At 70.9% G+C, this 18,018-nt stretch carries 12 protein-coding genes and 4 tRNA genes; 7 read left to right on the top strand and 9 right to left on the bottom strand.

Annotation, left to right across the window (positions count from 1 at the left end; all coding sequences use genetic code 11):
• Positions 1–49 precede the first annotated feature (49 nt).
• The 4 genes from ACZ4D5_RS12225 to ACZ4D5_RS12210 all read right to left on the bottom strand — a co-directional run bounded on the left by ACZ4D5_RS12225 (position 50) and on the right by ACZ4D5_RS12210 (position 6,964).
• Positions 50–3,121, bottom strand: coding sequence for an FG-GAP-like repeat-containing protein (locus ACZ4D5_RS12225; protein ID WP_467772223.1), 3,072 nt, complete (start codon positions 3,119–3,121; stop codon positions 50–52).
• A 204-nt stretch (positions 3,122–3,325) separates the two neighbouring features.
• A complete protein-coding gene (locus ACZ4D5_RS12220; RefSeq protein WP_467772222.1) occupies positions 3,326–5,623 on the bottom strand; it encodes a DEAD/DEAH box helicase in 2,298 nt (765 codons plus the stop codon).
• Between the two features lie 228 nt (positions 5,624–5,851).
• On the bottom strand, positions 5,852–6,403 hold the full coding sequence (locus ACZ4D5_RS12215; RefSeq protein WP_467772221.1) for a hypothetical protein: 552 nt from the start codon (positions 6,401–6,403) through the stop codon (positions 5,852–5,854).
• A gap of 210 nt (positions 6,404–6,613) precedes the next feature.
• Positions 6,614–6,964, bottom strand: coding sequence for a metallopeptidase family protein (locus ACZ4D5_RS12210; protein WP_362339115.1), 351 nt, complete (start codon positions 6,962–6,964; stop codon positions 6,614–6,616).
• 71 nt (positions 6,965–7,035) lie between these two features.
• Between ACZ4D5_RS12210 and ACZ4D5_RS12205 the strand changes: the two genes are divergently transcribed.
• From ACZ4D5_RS12205 to ACZ4D5_RS12190, 4 genes are all read left to right on the top strand, one after another.
• A complete protein-coding gene (locus ACZ4D5_RS12205) occupies positions 7,036–8,586 on the top strand; it encodes a metallophosphoesterase family protein (RefSeq protein WP_467772220.1) in 1,551 nt (516 codons plus the stop codon).
• An 82-nt stretch (positions 8,587–8,668) separates the two neighbouring features.
• Positions 8,669–8,741: transfer RNA gene (locus ACZ4D5_RS12200), tRNA-Glu, on the top strand.
• Positions 8,742–8,780: 39 nt separating this feature from the next.
• A tRNA-Asp gene (locus ACZ4D5_RS12195) sits at positions 8,781–8,855 on the top strand.
• Between the two features lie 25 nt (positions 8,856–8,880).
• Positions 8,881–8,954: transfer RNA gene (locus tag ACZ4D5_RS12190), tRNA-Phe, on the top strand.
• Between the two features lie 42 nt (positions 8,955–8,996).
• On the opposite strand, the gene ACZ4D5_RS12185 is transcribed toward ACZ4D5_RS12190, so the two are convergent.
• The 4 genes from ACZ4D5_RS12185 to ACZ4D5_RS12170 are packed head-to-tail and all read right to left on the bottom strand — an operon-like array spanning position 8,997 to position 12,146.
• Positions 8,997–10,058 (bottom strand): ABC transporter permease, encoded by a 1,062-nt coding sequence (locus ACZ4D5_RS12185; protein WP_467772219.1) that lies wholly within the window; start codon positions 10,056–10,058, stop codon positions 8,997–8,999.
• Between the two features lie 29 nt (positions 10,059–10,087).
• Complete coding sequence (locus tag ACZ4D5_RS12180) at positions 10,088–10,942, bottom strand: cytochrome c biogenesis CcdA family protein (protein WP_467772218.1); 855 nt, start codon at positions 10,940–10,942, stop codon at positions 10,088–10,090.
• The gene (locus ACZ4D5_RS12175) at positions 10,939–11,700 is read right to left on the bottom strand and encodes a DsbA family protein (protein ID WP_467772217.1); all 762 of its coding nucleotides are present in this window, start codon (positions 11,698–11,700) and stop codon (positions 10,939–10,941) included. Before ACZ4D5_RS12175 ends, ACZ4D5_RS12180 begins: the two co-directional genes overlap by 4 nt.
• A gap of 59 nt (positions 11,701–11,759) precedes the next feature.
• The gene (locus ACZ4D5_RS12170; RefSeq protein WP_467772216.1) at positions 11,760–12,146 is read right to left on the bottom strand and encodes a hypothetical protein; all 387 of its coding nucleotides are present in this window, start codon (positions 12,144–12,146) and stop codon (positions 11,760–11,762) included.
• Between the two features lie 106 nt (positions 12,147–12,252).
• Here ACZ4D5_RS12170 and hrpA point away from each other — a divergent pair, with 106 nt between their 5' ends.
• The 3 genes from hrpA (at position 12,253) to ACZ4D5_RS12155 (ending at position 16,920) form a co-directional block, all read left to right on the top strand.
• Positions 12,253–16,242, top strand: a complete 3,990-nt coding sequence (gene hrpA / locus ACZ4D5_RS12165) for an ATP-dependent RNA helicase HrpA (RefSeq protein WP_467772215.1) — start codon at positions 12,253–12,255, stop codon at positions 16,240–16,242.
• A 109-nt stretch (positions 16,243–16,351) separates the two neighbouring features.
• Positions 16,352–16,426: transfer RNA gene (locus tag ACZ4D5_RS12160), tRNA-Asp, on the top strand.
• A gap of 251 nt (positions 16,427–16,677) precedes the next feature.
• A complete protein-coding gene (locus ACZ4D5_RS12155; RefSeq protein ID WP_467772214.1) occupies positions 16,678–16,920 on the top strand; it encodes a DUF6274 family protein in 243 nt (80 codons plus the stop codon).
• A 489-nt stretch (positions 16,921–17,409) separates the two neighbouring features.
• Here the strand turns inward: ACZ4D5_RS12155 and bldC are convergent, their stop codons facing one another.
• Positions 17,410–17,616 (bottom strand): developmental transcriptional regulator BldC, encoded by a 207-nt coding sequence (gene bldC / locus ACZ4D5_RS12150; RefSeq protein ID WP_003949541.1) that lies wholly within the window; start codon positions 17,614–17,616, stop codon positions 17,410–17,412.
• Positions 17,617–18,018: the final 402 nt, after the last annotated feature.

Genomic DNA, 18,018 nt, shown 5'->3' with positions numbered 1-18,018 from the left:
AGGGGCGCGCCACGCGTCCCGCCTCGCCGGAAAGGCCTCAACTCACGTGCTAGTAAAGGCCCTTGTAGACGCCCCACCCCGTGGCGATCTTCGTCCGCCCGGTGAACGAGCCGTTCCCCTTGCCGTCGTTGCGATAGAGGTTCCCCGACACGTCGCGCACGACCAGGTCGGCCCTTCCGTCCCCGGTGATGTCACCGGCGCCGACGATCGCGTTGTACGAAGCGCCCCAGCCGGTGAAGACCGTGACCCGGCCCTTCAGGGTGCCGTCGCCCTTGCCCGCGTACCGGTACAGCGTCCCGTTCCTGTCCCGGGCGACGACGTCACCGATCCCGTCGCCGTCGAGGTCACCGACCCCGGCGATCTGCGTGTACGACTTCCACGCGGACCCGATCCTCTTCCCCGCGGCGAGCTTTCCGTCGCTCCTGGCCGCGAAGAGGTAGATGTCCCCGGTCGACTTCCTGCGCGCGATCAGATCGGCACGGCCGTCCCGGGTGAGGTCGCCGGGCGAGGTGAGGACGTCGTACGCGCCCCAGCCGCCGCCGAGCGAGACCTTGGCCGCACCCGGCGCGGGCGGGCCCGAGCAGCTCCCCTTGTAGCGGTGGAGCGTCCCCGCGGTGTTGCGCACCAGAAGGTCGTTGCAGCCGTTGCCGCTGAGGTCGCCGAACGGGACGTACGTGTACGTGGTGTTCCAGCCCGCCTTGGACGCCTTGGTGTGGCTGGCGCCGGCGCCGAAGTCGTGCGCGGTGAGCGTGCCCTTGGAGTTGACCGTGTAGAGGTCGCCGCGGCCGTCCGAGTGGGCGTCGCGGTACGGGGCGGTGCCGCCGGTCAGCCGCAGCGTGCCGGTCTTCACCGTGCGGTACGCGCCGTCCCCCGCGCCCTTCGCGCTCACCTTCCAGGCGTACGCGCCACTGACCGCCTTCTTGCCGCCGGTGGCGCGCCCGTCCCACTCGGCCGCGACGGACGCGGCGCCGCGCGCGGACCCGGCGACCGTCGCGGCCGTCCTTCCCGCCCCGTCGGTGAACGTCACCTTCCAGGCCGTGGCGGGCCGGGAGAGCTGCCAGCTCCCCCGCCACTTCTCCTTGCTGTTGCCGCCGACGTAGAGGGCGTGGCTCTCGACGCGCGACTCGATCGAGGCGATCGGCGAGCGCGGCACGGCCACCGGCTTCACGTGCACGCGCCGCTCGTCGTCGGCGTACGCGATCGGGCCGCCGTACTTGTCGACGGTCCAGTCGACCCCGGCGCGCGCCCCCTCGGGGACGTGCGCGAAGCCCTTCGTGGTGGCCGCCGCGGCGGAAGCGCCCCGGTGGAAGTCGGTGAGGTCCAGGTCGATGCCGTTCTGGCGGACGAGATAGCCGTCGCCGAGCAGCACCGGGCCGCCCGCGGGCACGGCGATGTTCTTCCTCGCCGTCTGGTCCCACACCCCCGCCCTGCCGCCGCACGCCCAGTACAACCAGCGCCCCACGGCCTGCAGTTCGTCCGGCACACAGCCCGAGCCGAGCTTCACCGCGGCACTCGTCTTCTTCGACTTCAGGTCGTACGACTCGACGCTGCCGGACGTCGCGGCGGGCTTCCACACCTTCGTGCCCCACACGGCGGCCGAGCGGGCCCTCAGGGTGTGGACGACGTTGGTGGCGTCGAACCGCTCGGAGTCACCGACGTAGTACGTGTCCGTGCCGTCCTTCTTGAGGAGCGTGTAGCGGCCGGACGCGTCGGCGACGGTCACGGGGCCCGCGCCCGGTGCGATGCTCCGGAACGAGTTGGTGCCGGTGGGCACGTGCGCGGAGTCGCCCGCGGAGTACACGACGCGGCCGTCGCCGAGCGCGTGCGCCCTGACGCAGTCCGCGCCCCCCGGCGCGCACCGCTTGTGGCCGAGCCCGTAGGCGAACCCGCGGGTGGGCCCCGAGACGACCTTCGGGTCGCCGTCGACCGCGAGGTCGTAGTCGCTGAACGTGCCGAGGCCGGTGACCGGACTGGCCGTCGCGAGCGTCAGGCGGCCACCGCCGAGCGCGAGCCCCTGGATCGCGGCGTTCACCGGCTCGATGTCGCGCACCGTGCCGACCGTGACGCCGCCCGCCGCGTCGGCGGAGACCCGCCGCACCGCCCAGTGGGACGCGCTCGTGCCGCCCACGGCGAGGACCGCTCCGTCGTCGGCGGTGGCAAGCCCCGTCGTGGCGTGCTTCAGGAGCGTCTCGTGGCCGCCGCCCCCGATGCGGACCGCGAACAGCGGCTGGGCGACGTGCTGTCCGGGCAGCGCCTCCTTGTGCACGACCAGGATCCGGTCACCGGCCAGGGCCATGGTCGCGGAGCGCCGGGACGTCGACTGGACGGGGCCGGGCACGGAGGTCTTCACGGGCTGCGCGTCCGGGCTGCCGCGGTCGACCGTGAACGCGACCGCGGCGTCGGGCCGGTAGCCGAGGACGCGGTCCTTGGAGAGCGCGAACCTGCTGGGCACCGCGGCGCCCTCCATGCCCGGGAACACCCGGGTCAGCACGCCGGTGCGGTAGTCGAGCAGGTACGCCCGGCTGGTGGCGGGGCCCGCGCGCAGCATCAGGACCGCGCCGTCGCGGTCCTGGGCGCGCATCCCCGCGAAGCCCGTGACGTCCTCCGGGAGGCCGGTCACGGGCTGGTCGGTGACCTGCCCGTCGGCGCCGGCGCGCAGCAGGTGGAACCCGGCGATCCGGCCCTCGGCACCGTACGTGTACGTGACCGCGGTGTCGTCGGTGAAGGCCTTCTGCGCCCACAGATGGCCGTCCGGCAGCGTGATCGAGGCGGCCTTCCCTGACTCCAGGTCGGTGAGGTCGAGCGTGCGGGCCGGCGTGCTGTACCGGCCCGCCAGGGAGCCGTTCCACCAGCCGGCGGGCTGCGCGGCGCGGGAGGCGCCGGTGGCGTAGTCCGTCCACTGGATGTCACCGCCCTCCTCGCGGTGCAGATAGCCGGTGCGGCCCGCCGCGTGCAGCGTCTCGCCGCGCGGCGCGAACCGGGGCGCGGCATCGATGACGGTCTCGGCGGGCCCCGCGGCGACGGCGGCGGCCGTCTGCGGGGTGAGCGAGAGCAGCCCGGTGGAGAGGGCGAGGGCGGCGACGGCGGCTGTGCCGCCGCGCACGCGGACATGACGAGACAAGGAGGTCCCCCCTGGGATCCGATGACGCGGAGCTTCAGGCGCGGCACGCTCCCAGGCCCCACCCCGGATCATCCATGTACCCCACCAAATGCCCGGATTTTAACAGGGGTTGGTGATGTAAACAGAAGCGGGCCCACCCCTCAGGGGTGGGCCCGCTGTGCCTGTTCAGGCGGGGCCTTTCAGGCCGGTCCTGTGCGGACGAGGTCAGCCGTTGCGCTTCCAGCGCGGCTTGTCGTCACGGCGGCCGAAGGAGCCCGTGCCGGAGCCGGAGCGGTCGTCGCGGCGGTTGTACGACGGGCGGTCGTGGCCGCCCGAGCGGTGGCCGCCGGCCGGGCGGTCGTCACGGCGGTCACGGTTGAACGGACGGTCGCTGCCGCGGTGGCCGCCGGAGGGGCGGTCGTCGCGACGGAAGCCGCCACCACGGTTGTCGTCACGGCGGTCGCGGTTGAAGCCGCCACCACGGTTGTCGTCGCGACGGAAGCCGCCACGGTCGTCACGGCGCTCGAAGGAACGGCCACCACGGTCGCCACCGCGGTTGTCGTCACGACGGTCACGGTTGAAGCCGCCACCACGGTTGTCGTCACGGCGGAAGCCGCCACGGTCGTCACGGCGCTCGAAGGAACGGCCACCACGGTCGCCACCGCGGTTGTCGTCACGACGGTCACGGTTGAAGCCGCCACCGCGGTTGTCGTCACGACGGTCACGGTTGAAGCCGCCACCACGGTTGTCGTCACGGCGGAAGCCACCGCGGTCGTCGCGGTTGAAGCCGCCACGGTCGCCACGGCGGTCGCGCTCGTAGTTGCCGCGCTCGTCACGCTGCGGACGGCGGTTCTCGTACGAGGAGGAACGCTCCTCGCGAGCCGGACGCTCGAAGCGCTCGGCACGCTCGGCCACCGGCTGCTCCGGAACCGAGGCGGCGGCCTCGACGACGGCCTCGGCAGCGGCGGCGGCCTCGGCGACCGCGGCCTCCGGGTCGTCGCCGCGCTCACGGGCGGCACGCGCGGTGAGGCGGTCGGCCTCCTCGCGCAGCTCGGCGGCGCGGCGCGTGGCGCGCTCCAGCTCCTTGGTGAGGTCCTTGACCTCGCGCTCGGCCTGGGTCGCGGCGTTGCCCGCGGAGTCGGCCTGCACCTCGGTCATGGAGCGGGCGCCGGTGATCTCGGCGACCTCCGGGTCGAAGGTGCCGCCGCCGTTGATGATGTGGCGCGAGGCGTCGACGCCCGCGTCCTCCATCAGGCGGAAGATCTGGCGGCGCTGGTGCGGCAGGGACAGGGACACGACCGTGCCGGAGCGGCCCGCGCGGGCGGTACGGCCGGAGCGGTGCAGGTAGTCCTTGTGGTCGCCGGCCGGGTCCACGTTCAGAACGAGGTCGATGCCGTCGACGTGGATGCCGCGCGCGGCGACGTCGGTCGCGACGAGCGCATTGACGTAGCCGTCCTTGAAGTCCGCGAGGGTCCGCGTACGGGCGCCCTGCGTCATGCCGCCGTGCAGCGCGTCGGCCTTCACACCGGCGTCGCGCAGCTGCTCCGCGATGCGGTCGGCGCCCAGCTGGGTGCGGACGAAGATGATGGTGCGGCCCTTGCGCGCGGCGATCGCGGCCGTGACGGGCGCCTTGTCGCGGGGCTTCACGATCAGGATGTGGTGCGTCATGGTCGTGACGTTGCCCTGGGCGCTGTCGACCTCGTGCGTCACCGGGTTGGTCAGGTAGCGCTTGACCAGCGTGGAGATCTCGTTCTCCATCGTGGCCGAGAACAGCATGCGCTGGCCGCCGGCCGGGACCTGGTCGAGCAGCTCGGTGACCTCGGGCAGGAAGCCCAGGTCGGACATCTGGTCGGCCTCGTCGAGGACGGCGACCTCGACGTTCTCCAGGGAGCAGGCGCCGCGGTTGATGATGTCGCGCAGTCGGCCCGGGGTGGCGACGAGGATGTCGACGCCGCGCTCCAGGGCGTAGATCTGGTTGCCCATCGACGTACCGCCGCAGACGACCTTCATCTTCAGGCCGAGGACGTCGCCGTAGGGCTGGAGGGCGTCGGCGACCTGCATCGCCAGCTCGCGGGTCGGGGTCAGGATGACCGCGCGGGGCTTCTTCTTCTCGGTGTGACCGTCGGCGAGGCGCGCCAGGGTCGGCAGACCGAAGGAGAGGGTCTTGCCGGAGCCGGTGCGGCCGCGGCCGAGGATGTCCTTGCCGGCCAGGGCGTCCGGGATGGTCGCGGCCTGGATCGGGAAGGGGGTGTGCACGCCGTTGCGCGCGAGCTTGCGGACGACGCCCTCGGGCAGGCCGAGGTCGGCGAAGGTGATCTCGGGCTCGGCGTCGGCGTCGGCCTCCACGGCTTCGGCGTCGGCGTCGGCGTCGGTGGTGACCTCGGTGGCGTCCGTGGCCTCGACGGACTCGACGGTCTCGGCGGCGTCGGCGACGGCCTCTACGGCGTCGTTCTCGACGGACGCGACGATCTCGACGGTCTCGTTCTCGGGCAGGACGGCCTGGTCAGAACTGGAAATGGACATGCGAAATGCGAAACCTTCCGGAGTCTCGGCACGCGCCCGTCAACTCCGTGATTTCGCAATGGACCGCCTCTATGCGGTCAGCCACGGCAAGGGAGAGTACGCGCCACGCGGCGCTCTTCTGTGGCGGCGCCGGGCAAATGGGATCAAACGATCTACCACCATACGCACCCCCCACCCCAAATGGCAAACCGCCCTCTTTCAGGAGTGCGGTCCGAGGGCTTTCAGACCCTACCGAGGCCCTGCCTGAGGCGAGGGCTCGCGCCCCGCGATCTCCTCGTCCCGCCGCTGCAGCTGGGCGTCCTGCCCCGAGCCCTCGGAGGACGACGGCTCCGGGGTGGTCGGATCCGGCGTCGGGTCGGGCGGCGTGGGCTTCGGCGGGGTGGGCGTCGCGCTGGTCTTCGTCGGGTCCGGCTTCGGCCGGGTCGGCGACGGCTTCCCCGGCCTGCCCGGCTTCGACGGCTCCGCCGACGCCGAGGCCGAGGAGGACGCCGAGGGCTTCGCGGACCCCGCGGCGGACTTGCTCGCGCTCGGCTCGGCCTCGTCGCCGCCCTTGCCCTTGCCCTTGCCCCGCCCGCGGCCCTGCCCCCGCTCACCGCCGGAGGCGACGTCACCGCCCTGCGTCACCGGATCGCCGTCGGGCGCGGCCGCCCCGCCGCGCTGCCCCGCGGAGCGACCGGGCCCAGGGGCGTTCCCGTCGTCACTGACGCTCATGCAGCCCGCGGTCGCCGCGACGGCCACCGCGACCGCGGCCCAACGGACGGGTACGTACAACTGGCGCACGGCCGAGCACCTCCGAGGCGCTGAGAATCGGGACGCCCTGCCCAACTCCCGCGGCCCGCAAGAGGACACGGACGTCCACCCCCGCCCGCACCGCCCCGCACACCAGGGCGGACGCCCTCGCTCACGCGTGCCCGGGACTCACCCGAGCCCTGGCTCACCCGCCCCACGAACCTCATCCGCACCCGAGCGCGTCACCCCTGCCCGAGCGCGTCACCCGTATCCGAGCGCGTGCAGCCTGGCGTCGTCGATCCCGAAGTGGTGGGCCACCTCGTGCACGACGGTGATCTCCGTCTCGGCGACCACGTCCTCGCGCGACTCGCACATCCGGAGCGTCGGACCCCGGTAGATCGTGATGCGGTCCGGCAGGACGCCCGCGTACCACTCGCCCCGGTCGGTCAGCGGCGTCCCCTCGTAGAGCCCGAGCAGCTCGGGATCGTCGGCGGGCGGCTCGTCCTCCACGAAGACGGCCACGTTGTCCATCAGCCGAGTCAGCTCCGGAGGAATCCGGTCGAGCGCCTCGGCGACCAGTTCCTCGAACTCCTCGCGCGTCATCTCCAGCACGCCCCCATTGTCAGCCACGCCACCGCGCCCGTCCCGGCATACCCGCCCTCCCAATTGGGCATACGGGACCAATGGCCCGCGACTTCACAGTCGTTCTCCAGGGCGTACGAAGGGCGGGCACCGCCCTCGTAGGCCACTACCGCGCTCGCCGTGCCCACCCCGAAACCGAACTGGTCAGCCCGCCCCATCCCTACGCCCGCGCGCTCGGCCTGATCACGGTCGTGCTGCTCGGCGCCTGGCTGGGCCTGCTCATCGTGGGCAGCGTGCGCGCGCCGGTCGGCCCGATGGACACCCGGATGACGCTCCGCCCGTCCGTCTCCGGCGGCACGAAGATCAACGTCTCGCCGCTGGGCGCCCTTGAGCTGCGCTCCCACACGGCACCCATCCGCCTGGACGTCGACGTGGACCGCCTGGACCCGGTGCGCGCCCAGGCCCTGGTCGACCACCCCGAGCGGCTCTCCGGGCTCCAGGACGAGGTCGTGCGCGACGTCGGCCACGGCACGCTCGACCTGGCCGTGCGCTCCTGCGTCGCCGTCGTCTCGGGCGCCACCGCGCTCGGCCTCGCCGTCTACCGCCGCCCGCGCCGCGCGCTCGCGGCCGGCGGTCTCGCCCTCGCCCTGCTCGCGGCGTCGGGCACGGCCGCGTACGCCACCTGGAACCCGAAGTCGGTCCTCGAGCCGAAGTTCTCGGGCCTGCTCAGCAGCGCGCCTTCGGTCGTCGGCAACGCCCGCAGCATCGTGAGCGAATTCGACGTCTACCAACAGGAGTTGGCGCGCCTGGTCACCAACGTGACCAAGCTCTACGACGTGACGTCCACGCTCCCCACGTACCAACCGGACCCCACCACGATGCGGGTCCTGCACGTCTCGGACATCCATCTCAACCCGGCGAGCTGGCGGATCATCGCCTCCCTCGTCGAGCAGTACGAGATCGACGTCATCGTCGACTCCGGCGACACCATGGACCACGGCTCGGCCACCGAGAACGCCTTCCTCGACCCGATCGAGGACCTGGGCGCGCCGTACGTGTGGGTGCGCGGCAACCACGACTCGCACACCACCCAGCGCTACATGGAGCGCCTCAAGAACGTCCACGTGCTCGACGACGGCAGGGCCGAGACCGTCGCCGGCCTGCGCTTCGCCGGCATCGGCGACCCGCAGTACACCCCCGACCGCTCGGTGAAGCGGGAGAGCGACGCCGTCCAGAACATGGCGGGCATCCGGCTCGCGTCGGCCCTGCGTGCCGAGCGGGCGGCGGGCACCCCGGTCGACGTGGCGATCGCGCACAACCCGACGGCGGCGCGCGAGACGGACGGCGAGGTACCGCTCGCCCTCGCGGGGCACGTCCACCACCAGGAGATGGAGGTCATGGACAAGGGCACGCGGCTGCGCATCGAGGGATCGACGGGCGGCAGCGGGCTGCGGGCGGTCGAGGACAAGTACCCCGACCCGGTCGAGGCGTCGATCCTCTACCTGGACCGCACGACCAAGCGGCTGCAGGCCTGGGACGAGATCAAACTCGGCGGTCTGGGGCTCACGAAGGCGGAGGTCAGCCGCCATCTCCCCAAGGAGAACCAGCCCGGAGCGCCCCCGTCCCCGTCCGCTCCCGCCCCCTCCCACTAAACCGTTTTGGCGATAGCTCCCCGCATCCCATATGCTTCTCACGTCCCCGACGCGCTGCGAGGCGCACACGGCGGGCCTCTTAGCCCTCATCGTCTAGTGGCCCAGGACGCCGCCCTTTCAAGGCGGTAGCACGGGTTCGAATCCCGTTGGGGGCACGCAACACCTTGTGCGAGACTAGTGCTCGCACAACGCTTGGTCCTGTGGAGCAGTTTGGAGTGCTCGCCACCCTGTCAAGGTGGAGGCCGCGGGTTCAAATCCCGTCAGGACCGCTTGCGATTCCTTCGTGAATCGCGTGGCTGGGTAGCTCAGTTGGTACGAGCGATCGCCTGAAAAGCGATAGGTCGCCGGTTCGATCCCGGCCCCAGCCACTTCTTTCGGAAGCCCCGCTGACCCAGCGGGGCTTCCGGCGTTCATGCGCCCGCATGCGCCGGCGCCGACTCCCGGCCGCCCGGATGGCGATGGCGCCAGACCCAGAAGACCGTGCAGGCCACCAGCGCCCACCCCCCGAGGACCAGGAACGGGAACGCGTGCTGGTGGCCGCCGAAGTACACCGCCGTGTGCTGCGCGTTGACCGACGCCCCCGGCGGCAGCCAGCGCCCGATGTGGCCGAGCACCGAGGGAAGCAGCGGCCACGACACCGCGCCCCCGGACGACGGATTGCCGAGCAGCACCATCAGGCCCCACGTCGGGATCATCGCCCACCGCCCGAAGAGGGTGTTGAACATCGTGAAGACCATGCCCGACGTGAACATCGTCAGCGCCAGGATCAGCCACGACTCCACGAACGGCAGATCCACCGCACCCAGCCACCAGTCCACGACGGCCGCGATGACGAAGGCCCCGAGCAGCGCGTACAGCGCGGTGAAGCCGATCCGCTCCGCCGGGTTCAGCCCCCGCGCGTGCACGCTCAGCTGAATCGCCCCGACGAAGCCGATGATCACCGCGGCCAGCGAGATGTAGAAGATGGCGAGGCCCCGCGGATCGCCCGCCTGCAGCGGCTTGATGTCCTTCACGGTGACCGGCACCCCGACCTCCGCCCCCACCTTCGGCGCGGTCTCCGCGAGCACCTGCGCGACCGAGGCCCCGGACGCCCCCGAGACGTCCAGGGTGACCTTGTCCCCCGGCCCCGCATCGAGGATCGCGAAGACCTGCTGCTCCTCCACGTCCTGCCGGGCCGCCGCCCGGCTGTCGTAGCGCCGCACCTCCAGGGAGGCGTTCAGCGCCTTCTCCATGCCGTCGAGGAAGGCCTTGCCCCGCCCCGTGTCCTGCGCGCCGACGACCGCCGTGGGGATCCGGTGGGGCGTCGGGTTCGCCATGGAGTACGTGTACGAACCCGCGAAGAGCCCCGCGGCGGCCGCCAGGATGAACACGAGCACGGTGGCGGGCAGGAACGGCGACTGCTTGAAGGCGGCCCACCGCTCGCTCCTCGTGGGAACCCGCCCGTGCGCACCGTGATCACCGTGGTCAGACATACGACCACGCTAAAACACCCAAAAGGGACTTACCCCTCCGGGGCCTCCACCGCCGCGTCCCGCTCCCTGCTCCGCCGCCACCCTCGCACCGCGAGCGCCACCCCCACCAGCGCCACGACCCCGATCAGCAGCACCGCGTCCGGCACCGAACGGCCGAGCCGCCCCGCCCACTGCTCCACCGCGAACGAGTCGTCCACGTCGAGCAGACCGGGCAGTGCCGTCGTCCCGTCGTACGCGAGGAAGAGCGCGCCGAGCCCGATGAAGAACAGCCCCGACAGCAGCGAGGTCGTGTGCAGCTCGAACCGCCCCACCGTGAACGTCCGGCCCCGCAGCCACCGCCGCCGCCCCAGGTCGAACCGCTCCCAGAGCAGCGCGAGCAGGAAGAGCGGCACGGCCATGCCGAGCCCGTAGACCGCGAGCAGCAGCCCTCCGTACACCGGGCTCCCGCTCACCGCGGCGACCGTCAGGACGCTGCCGAGGATCGGCCCCGCGCAGAACCCGGCGAGCCCGTACACCGCACCGAGCGCGTACACGGAGAACGCGGTGGTCGGCCTGATCCGCCCCGAGAGCTCGGCCATCTTCCGCGAGGCGAACCCCATGCCGAGGATCTGCAGCGCGCCGAGCCCGATGATCAGCCACCCGGCGGCGAGCACCAGCTGGTCGCGGTGGCCGAAGAAGAACCGCCCGGCGAAGGACCCGGCCGCGCCGAGCGGCACCAGCGTGGTCGCGAGCCCCGCGTAGAAGATGCCGGTCCGCGCGACCAGGCGAGAGGCCGAGTCGATCGAGTACGCGAAGAAGGCGGGCAGCAGCAGCGCGCTGCACGGACTCACCAGTGCGAGCAGCCCGCCGAGGAACGCGGCGAAGTACCCGACGTCGGCGGTCACTTGGAGCCGCCCTTGCCGGCGGGCTTCGCGGCCTTGGCCGCCGCCTCGATCGCCTGGTCGAAGACCTGGTCCGGCTGCGCGCCCGAGATGGGCCGCCCGTTGACCAGGAAGGACGGCGTCGAGGTGGCCCCGAGGCCGTACGCCTCCTCCTGGTCCTTCTTCACCGCGGCCTTGGCGGCGTCGCTGTCCGCGTCGGAGACGAACCGGTCGACGTCCTTGACCCCGGCCTCCTTCGCCAGCTCCTTCAGGCGGTCCTCGCCGAAGCCCTTCTCCTTGGACCCCTCGGCGTACGCGGCCTCGTGGAACTGCCAGAAGCGCCCCTGCTTCCCCGCCGCCCACGCGCCGCGCGCGGCCCGCTCGGAGTCCTCGCCGAAGATCGGGAAGTTGCGCCACTCGATGCGCAGGGTGCCCTCGTCGACGTACTTCTTCACGAGGCCCGGCTCGGTGTCGCGGGCGAACTTGCCGCAGAAGCCGCACTTGAAGTCGGCGTACTCGACCATGACGACGGGCGCGTCCGCACGGCCCTGCGCGAGCGGGTCCTTGGCGTCGCGGCGGGCGAGTTTCTCCAGCTCGGGGTAGACGCCGGGCTGGTCCTCGGTGGAGGGCGCGGCGCCCGCGGCCTCCTCCTTCACCGTGCTGCCGCTGGAGTCGCCGGGCTTGGTCGCCGTGTACGAGGCGACGCCGAGCAGCACGGCGGCGACGGCGACGCCCGCGCCGATGGCGATGTTGCGGCTCTTCTTGTTGTCCTTCTTGGGCATGGGTGTGCTCTCTCTTGTCCTGTGTACGTCGATGAAGGGGCCCCTGGGTCAGGGGCCTCCTACACGCGCAGGATCGAGAGGTCTATCGGTGAGGGCGGGGTGAGCGCGGGCGGGGCCCGGCCCGGCGCCACCAGGAGAACGGCCTGGTCGGCGCCCCAGGAGCCGGACGCCGCGCGGGTGTCGTGCAGCGCGGGCAGCAGCTCGTACGCCGTTCCGGGGCGCTGCGGGGTGCCGGGCGCCCGGTCGCCGTCCCGGTCGGTGCCCTTGCCGCAGCCGGGCGAGTCGTGCGCGCCGGCCTCCTGGGCGACGAACACCTCGGTCCCGGCGGCCTTGGCCACCGGCTGCTGCGCGGCGGCGGCCGCGGGCCCGCAGAACATCCCGAGCCCGAGCACGACGAGGAAGACCACCGCGAGGGGGCTCCAGGGTGTGCGCGTGCGGGTCGGCATGCCCGGAATCGTACGTGCTGCCCGGCGCCCGACGGGAAAACCGCCCGGCGCCCCGCGGGAAATCGGTTCGCCACTGCCGAGGAGCGGGTGAGATCCTGGACGCCGTATGTCTACGCAGCCCGCCCTCGCCCTCGACGCCCTCGCCCCCCGCCTCACCGAGCTCTCGCTGCGCGACGAGCACCGGATCGGCCGGCGGCTGGAGGGTGCGCGCCGGATCCGCAAGCCCGAGGCCCGTGCCGCCGTCCTCGCCGAGATCGCGGCGGACGTGGAGAAGGCCGAGGCGCGGATGGCCGAGCGCGGCTCCCGTGTGCCCGCGATCACCTATCCGGAACAGCTGCCGGTCAGCCAGAAGAAGGACGAGATCGCCGAGGCGATCCGCGACCACCAGGTCGTGATCGTCGCGGGCGAGACCGGCTCCGGCAAGACCACGCAGATCCCCAAGATCTGTCTGGAGCTCGGCCGGGGCGTGCGCGGCATGATCGGCCACACCCAGCCGCGCCGCATCGCGGCCCGCACGGTCGCCGAGCGCGTGGCCGACGAGATGAACACGCCGCTGGGCGAGGCCGTCGGCTGGAAGGTCCGCTTCACGGACCAGGTCAACCAGGACGGCACGTTCATCAAGCTGATGACGGACGGCATCCTGCTGGCCGAGATCCAGACGGACCGCGAGCTGCGCGCGTACGACACGATCATCATCGACGAGGCCCACGAGCGCTCGCTCAACATCGACTTCCTGCTCGGCTACCTGGCCCAGCTGCTCCCGAAGCGCCCGGACCTGAAGGTCGTCATCACCTCGGCGACCATCGACCCCGAGCGCTTCTCGCGGCACTTCGGGGACGCCCCGATCGTCGAGGTCAGCGGGCGTACGTATCCCGTCGAGGTCCGCTACCGCCCGCTCCTCGAAGAGGACTCCGAGGACTCGGACCGCGACCAGATCACCGCGATCACGGACGCCGTCGAGGAGCTCCAGGCCGAGGGCAAGGGCGACATCCTCGTCTTCCTCTCCGGAGAGCGCGAGATCCGTGACACGGCGGACGCGCTGAACAAGAAGAACTACAAGTTCACCGAGGTCCTCCCCCTCTACGCCCGGCTGTCGCACGCCGAGCAGCACCGCGTGTTCCAGCGGCCCGACGCAGGGACAGCAAGACGCATCGTCCTCGCGACGAACGTCGCGGAGACCTCCCTGACCGTCCCGGGCATCAAGTACGTGATCGACCCGGGCACGGCCCGCATCTCCCGCTACAGCCACCGCACCAAGGTGCAGCGCCTGCCCATCGAGGCGATCAGCCAGGCCAGCGCCAACCAGCGCAAGGGCCGCTGCGGTCGTACGTCGGACGGCATCTGCATCCGTCTGTACAGCGAGGACGACTTCCTCTCCCGGCCCGAGTTCACGGACGCGGAGATCCTCCGTACGAACCTCGCCTCGGTCATCCTGCAGATGACGGCCGCCGGCCTCGGCGACATCGAGAAGTTCCCCTTCATCGACCCGCCGGACCACCGCAACATCCGTGACGGCGTCCAACTCCTCCAGGAACTGGGCGCGTTGGACCCGAGCCAGAAGGACGTACGCAAGAGGCTGACGCAGCAGGGCCGCAAGCTCGCCCAGCTGCCCGTCGACCCGCGGCTGGCCCGGATGGTCCTGGAGGCCGACAAGAACGGCTGCGTGCGCGAGGTCATGGTGATCGCCGCGGCGCTCTCCATCCAGGACCCGCGCGAGCGCCCCTCCGAGAAGCAGGCGCAGGCCGACCAGCAGCACGCCCGCTTCAAGGACGAGACGAGCGACTTCCTCGCCTTCCTGAACCTGTGGCGGTACGTGCGCGAGCAGCAGAAGGAGCGCGGCTCGTCGTCCTTCCGCCGGATGTGCAAGGCGGAGTACCTGAACTTCCTGCGCATCCGCGAGTGGCAGGACATCTACACGCAGCTGCGTACGGTCGCCAAGCAGATGGGGATACACCTCAACGAGGACGACGCCCCCGAGCAGCACATCCACATCTCCCTCCTCTCCGGCCTCCTGTCCCACATCGGGATGAAGGACGTGAAGGAGTCGAAGGAGAGCAAGGAGAAGGACCCCAAGCAGCGCGGCGGGCGGAACGAGTACATCGGCGCCCGGGGCGCCAAGTTCGCGGTCTTCCCGGGCTCCGCCCTCTTCAAGAAGCCCCCGCGCTTCATCATGTCGGCCGAGCTGGTGGAGACCTCGCGCCTGTGGGCCCGTGTGAACGCCCGCATCGAGCCGGAGTGGGTCGAGCCGCTCGCCCAGCACCTCCTGAAGCGGACGTACAGCGAACCGCACTGGGAGAAGGACCAGGCCGCGGTGATGGCGATCGAGAAGGTGACGCTGTACGGCGTCCCGATCGTCACCGACCGCAAGGTGAACTACGGCCGCATCGACCCCGAGGTCTCCCGCGACCTGTTCATCCGCAACGCGCTGGTGGAGGGCGACTGGCGCACGCACCACAAGTTCTTCGCCGCCAACCGCAAACTCCTCACCGAGGTCGAGGAGCTGGAGCACCGCGCGCGGCGCCGCGACATCCTCGTCGACGACGAGACGCTCTTCGACTTCTACGACCAGCGGGTGCCCGAACACGTCGTCTCCGGCGCGCACTTCGACTCCTGGTGGAAGAAGAAGCAGCGCGAGGAGCCCGAACTGCTCGACTTCGAGCGGTCGATGCTGATCAACGAGAAGGCGGGTGACGTCTCCAAGGACGACTACCCCGACTCGTGGCGTCAGGGGCAGCTCAAGTTCAAGGTGACGTACCAGTTCGAGCCGGGCGCGGACGCGGACGGCGTGACCGTCCACATCCCCCTCCAGGTCCTGAACCAGGTCACGGACGAGGGCTTCGACTGGCAGATCCCGGGCCTGCGCGAGGACGTGGTCATCGAGCTGATCCGCTCCCTGCCCAAGCCGATCCGCCGCAACTACGTGCCCGCGCCGAACTTCGCGAAGGCGTTCCTGGAGCGCGCGGTGCCGTTGCAGGAGCCGCTGCACGTCACGCTGGCGCGCGAGCTCCAGCGGATGGTCGGCGTCCCGGTCTCGCCGGACGACTTCGACCTCACCCGCGTACCGGACCACTTGAAGATCACGTTCCGGATCACCGACGAGCGGCGCAGGAAGCTCGCCGAGGACAAGGACCTGGAAGCGCTGAAGCTGCGCCTGAAGCCGAAGGCCCGCAAGGCGCTCTCGCAGGCCGCCGCGGCGACGGCCGAGCGGACGGGCGGCGCGGCCGTCGAGCGCACGGGCCTCACGGACTGGACCCTGGGCACCCTCACGCGCGTCTTCGAGACGCGCCGCGCGGGGCAGCCGGTGAAGGCGTACCCCGCGCTCGTGGACGACGGGGACACCGTCTCCGTACGCCTCTTCGACACCGAGGCGGAGCAGCAGCGGGCGATGTGGCGCGGCACGCGCCACCTGATCCTGCGCAACATCCCGGTGAATCCGGCCAAGTTCGCCTCGGACAAGCTGACCAACCAGCAGAAGCTCGCGCTGTCCGCGAACCCGCACGGCTCCATGCAGGCGCTCTTCGACGACTGCGCGATGGCGGCCGCGGACAAGTTGATCGCGGACTTCGGTGGCCCTGTCTGGGACGAGGAGTCGTACCGCAAGCTCTTCGACAAGGTGCGCGCGGAGATCGTGGACACGACCGTGAAGGCGGTCGCCCAGGTGCAGCAGGTGCTCGCCGCCTGGCAGGCGTGCGAGCGGCGCCTGAAGTCGGCGAAGAGCCCCGCTCTGCTCGCGAACCTCGCGGACGTGCGGGAGCAGCTGAACTCCCTCATCAAGCCGGGCTTCGTGACGGAGACGGGCCTGCGGCGCCTGCCGGACCTGATGCGGTACATGGTGGCGGCCGACCGGCGCCTCCAGCAGATGCCGACCAACGTCCAGCGGGACACCACGCGCATGGAGAAGGTCCGCGAGATGCGGGACGAGTACCTGTGGCTCCTGGAGCAGATGCCGCAGGGCAGGCCCGTGCCGCAGGAGGTCCTGGACATCCGCTGGATGATCGAGGAACTCCGCGTCAGCTACTTCGCGCACGCGCTCGGCACGGCGTATCCCGTCTCGGACAAGCGGATCGTGAAGGCCATCGACGCGGCGGTTCCGTAGCCTCCGAAGCCGTGACGGACTGGTCGCTCAGCGTGAGTTCGACCGGCGGCCCCGAGCTGCTGTACAGTCCTTCTCGCAGCGCAACGCAGCAATGAGCGCAGCGAAGCAAGGTCCTGTGGAGCAGTTTGGAGTGCTCGCCACCCTGTCAAGGTGGAGGCCGCGGGTTCAAATCCCGTCAGGACCGCATCAGGAAAGCGGGCCGCACCAGAAGGTGCGGCCCGCTTTCGCGTTCACGGGTTCCCTGCCCCCTCCGACCACGCCCGGGACCCCGGTCGTCGATCGCCCCGCCGAGGCCCGGGATCCCCTGGACGCAGACCCCTCTTCGCACCCCCTGTGAATGCGGCCCGTTGCCGCTCCCGCATCTTGACTGCGTCACATTCCGCCGGTACCCCAGACAACAGGGAGCCGGCGGGAGGCTCCCCCTGGAGGTGACGCATGTCTGCTTCTCCGGCGTCCGCGCGGCACGAGACGCGCGCCCTGCTGCGCGCACACCTCGCGGCGGCCACCAGCTACCGCCATCTGACGCGGCACTGCCCGATCTGCCACCAACTGCTCAGGCTCGCCCTGGAGCCCTCTCAGCGCGTCCCTGACGGGTGCGAGACGCCCGAGGCCGCGTTCGTCCGGGAGAGCGCCGCACAGGACCAACCCACCGAGGACGAAAGTCCCCCCAACGCATGACCAAAGGCGCCGCGCGGCCCGCCCCCTCGGTGGGAGGCTGTCAGTCACAGGGCTTCACATCACGCCGCGTCCCCACTAGCGCAAGGCCGACGCGCGCAACAAGATTCACGGCATGTGACGGGTGTCACCGAACAAGTTTTGGGAACCCCGGAACTTACACCCTCCCTACAACAGGCCAATTTAATATGTGCAATTGCACCTCCCCCACAGCGCTCACCACGTGACCCCGCAGGGACCCCCCAGAGACCAACAAGGGCGCTCACGGACCCGCCCACCAGCGGATCCTCGGCACACAAAAAAGATCGCGCTGGACCCGGCGGAGTCCAGCGCGATCGAACGACGCACCCATGTGTCTCAGGCGTGGGTCCCGTTGGGGCAGGACCCTCGTCGCGTGTAGCTATATGTCGGACGTACGGCCAGGTTGGGGGACCCGGCAGCAGTGGTGCTCTTCGCCCGAGTTGTGCGGGTTACTGCTGGTTAAGCGGTAGTTCAGGCCTCGCTGCGCTGCTGCGGAATGCCCGCGAGCAGTGCGCGGACCTCAGCCTCGCGGTAACGGCGGTGACCGCCGAGCGTGCGAATCGACGTGAGCTTGCCAGCCTTGGCCCAGCGCGTCACCGTCTTCGGGTCGACGCGGAACATCGTGGCGACCTCAGCCGGGGTCAGCAGCGGCTCGGCATCAGGGGTGCGAGCGGTCATGAGCGGCCTCCTCGGGAGAACCGAACCTTCTCGGTTCATTCCTCTAAATTCTGCACCTTGACCCGCGTTGCCCGAAATGGCGGACGCGAGTCGAGTCGGTTATAGGACGAACGGCTTGTCCTCGGCACTACAACTACACCATCCGTCCAGCCGCGTCGGCCAAACCGATGGAATTGCCCTCCCAGGTGTTCATCACCGACGGAAGCCGATGGACCATGCCATAGCGGACAGTCACGCCACAGTGACGATCAGTCACAGAGCGATCAGGAGTCAACAGACCCCCCATAGAGTGCAATGCTGAGCATTCCGCCCTTAGTTGGGCGGAAGGAGCCCTCCCCGGACTCCTTGTCCTATTTTGGCACGAGGGGGGGTGATGGGCGCAAGGGCCCAGTAAGTGCGGTC

The organism is Streptomyces sp. NPDC025651, from assembly GCF_055558735.1.
The sequence above is the reverse complement of the archived record's forward strand: the minus strand, read 5'-3'. Positions and strand labels throughout refer to the sequence as shown.

What these genes read in the sequence shown, in the direction of transcription:
- hrpA (WP_467772215.1), top strand. Translation starts at nt 12,253, where the DNA reads ATGTCTACGCAGCCCGCCCTCGCCCTCGACGCCCTCGCCCCCCGCCTC.
- ACZ4D5_RS12220 (WP_467772222.1), bottom strand. Translation starts at nt 5,623, where the DNA reads ATGTCCATTTCCAGTTCTGACCAGGCCGTCCTGCCCGAGAACGAGACC.
- ACZ4D5_RS12155 (WP_467772214.1), top strand. Translation starts at nt 16,678, where the DNA reads ATGTCTGCTTCTCCGGCGTCCGCGCGGCACGAGACGCGCGCCCTGCTG.
- ACZ4D5_RS12170 (WP_467772216.1), bottom strand. Translation starts at nt 12,146, where the DNA reads ATGCCGACCCGCACGCGCACACCCTGGAGCCCCCTCGCGGTGGTCTTC.
- ACZ4D5_RS12205 (WP_467772220.1), top strand. Translation starts at nt 7,036, where the DNA reads ATGGCCCGCGACTTCACAGTCGTTCTCCAGGGCGTACGAAGGGCGGGC.
- ACZ4D5_RS12175 (WP_467772217.1), bottom strand. Translation starts at nt 11,700, where the DNA reads ATGCCCAAGAAGGACAACAAGAAGAGCCGCAACATCGCCATCGGCGCG.
- ACZ4D5_RS12185 (WP_467772219.1), bottom strand. Translation starts at nt 10,058, where the DNA reads ATGTCTGACCACGGTGATCACGGTGCGCACGGGCGGGTTCCCACGAGG.
- bldC (WP_003949541.1), bottom strand. Translation starts at nt 17,616, where the DNA reads ATGACCGCTCGCACCCCTGATGCCGAGCCGCTGCTGACCCCGGCTGAG.